This is a genomic window from Pseudomonas veronii, from assembly GCF_001439695.1.
Lineage (GTDB): Bacteria > Pseudomonadota > Gammaproteobacteria > Pseudomonadales > Pseudomonadaceae > Aquipseudomonas > Aquipseudomonas veronii.
This window is the reverse complement of the sequence record NZ_JYLL01000081.1, coordinates 1-1,236: the sequence shown is the minus strand read 5'-3', so window position 1 is coordinate 1,236 and position 1,236 is coordinate 1. Positions and strand designations below refer to the sequence as shown.

General features: G+C 54.8%; 1 protein-coding gene. It reads left to right on the top strand.

Annotation, left to right across the window (positions count from 1 at the left end):
* Positions 1-64 precede the first annotated feature (64 nt).
* Positions 65-1,227 (top strand): IS3 family transposase gene (locus TU80_RS32550; RefSeq protein ID WP_085985966.1). Its coding sequence is split into 2 segments (ribosomal slippage): positions 65-320 and positions 320-1,227, totalling 1,164 coding nucleotides; the frame shifts between segments, so codons are not numbered across the junction.
* Positions 1,228-1,236: the final 9 nt, after the last annotated feature.

The following is a 1,236-nucleotide window of genomic DNA, read 5'->3' as shown; positions in this document are numbered from 1 at the left end:
TGTAGTGGTCTAATGAAACCGGACACCCATTTAGGCGAGAATGCTCGCCAGATCGAGGTGTCAGATGACCAAACAACGCCGCTCCTTTACTCCTGAATTCAAGCGCGAGGCTGCCGACCTTGTGCTCAAACAAAACTACAGCTACATCGAAGCCAGCCGTTCACTCGGCATTGGTGAATCGGCATTGCGCCGCTGGGTTGACCAGATTCAGAAAGAACATAAAGGCGTTACCCCGCAGAGCAAGGCACTGACTCCGGAACAGCAAAAAATTCAGGAGCTGGAAGCCCGGATTGCTCGGCTTGAGCGAGAGAAATCAATACTAAAAAAGGCTACTGCGCTCTTGATGTCGGAAGATCACGAGCGTTCGCGCTGATTGACCAGTTGAGCGCCCATGAGCCGGTTGATTGGCTGTGCAAGGTGTTTGACGTCACTCGCTCGTGTTACTACGCCCAGCGCCTGCGGCGCCGCACGCCGGATGTTGAACGGCTTCGATTGCGTAGTCGCGTCAGTGAGCTGTTCTCGCAAAGTCGCAGCTCTGCGGGCAGTCGCAGCATCCTGTCGCTGATGCGTGAAGACGGTGAGCAACTCGGTCGATTCAAAGTGCGTAGCTTGATGCGCGAGCTTGATTTAGTCAGCAAACAACCCGGCTTCCATGCCTACAAGCGAGCAACAGTAGAAAGACTGGATATCCCGAACACATTGAACCGCGAGTTCGACGTGCCAGCGCCCAATCAAGTCTGGTGCGGCGATATCACCTACATTTGGGCGCAAGGAAAGTGGCATTACCTGGCTGTCGTCCTGGATCTTTGTACGCGTCGGATCGTGGGCTGGGCGCTGTCGGAAAAGCCAGACGCTGAGCTGGTGATCAAAGCGCTGGATATGGCTTACGAGCAACGTGGCAGGCCTTCGGACCTGCTATTTCACTCGGACCAGGGATCGCAATATGCAAGCCGACTCTTTCGTCAGCGGTTGTGGCGATACCGCATGCGCCAGAGCATGAGTCGACGAGGAAACTGCTGGGATAACGCACCGATGGAGCGCGTATTTCGCAGCTTGAAAACAGAATGGATACCGACCGTGGGCTATCGAACTGCACAGGAAGCACAGCGCGACATCAGCCACTTTTTGATGCATCGCTACAACTGGATTAGGCCTCATCAATTCAACGATGGGTTGGCTCCAGCGCGGGCCGAGGAAAAACTTAACGTCGTGTCCGGGATTAGTTGACCACTACAC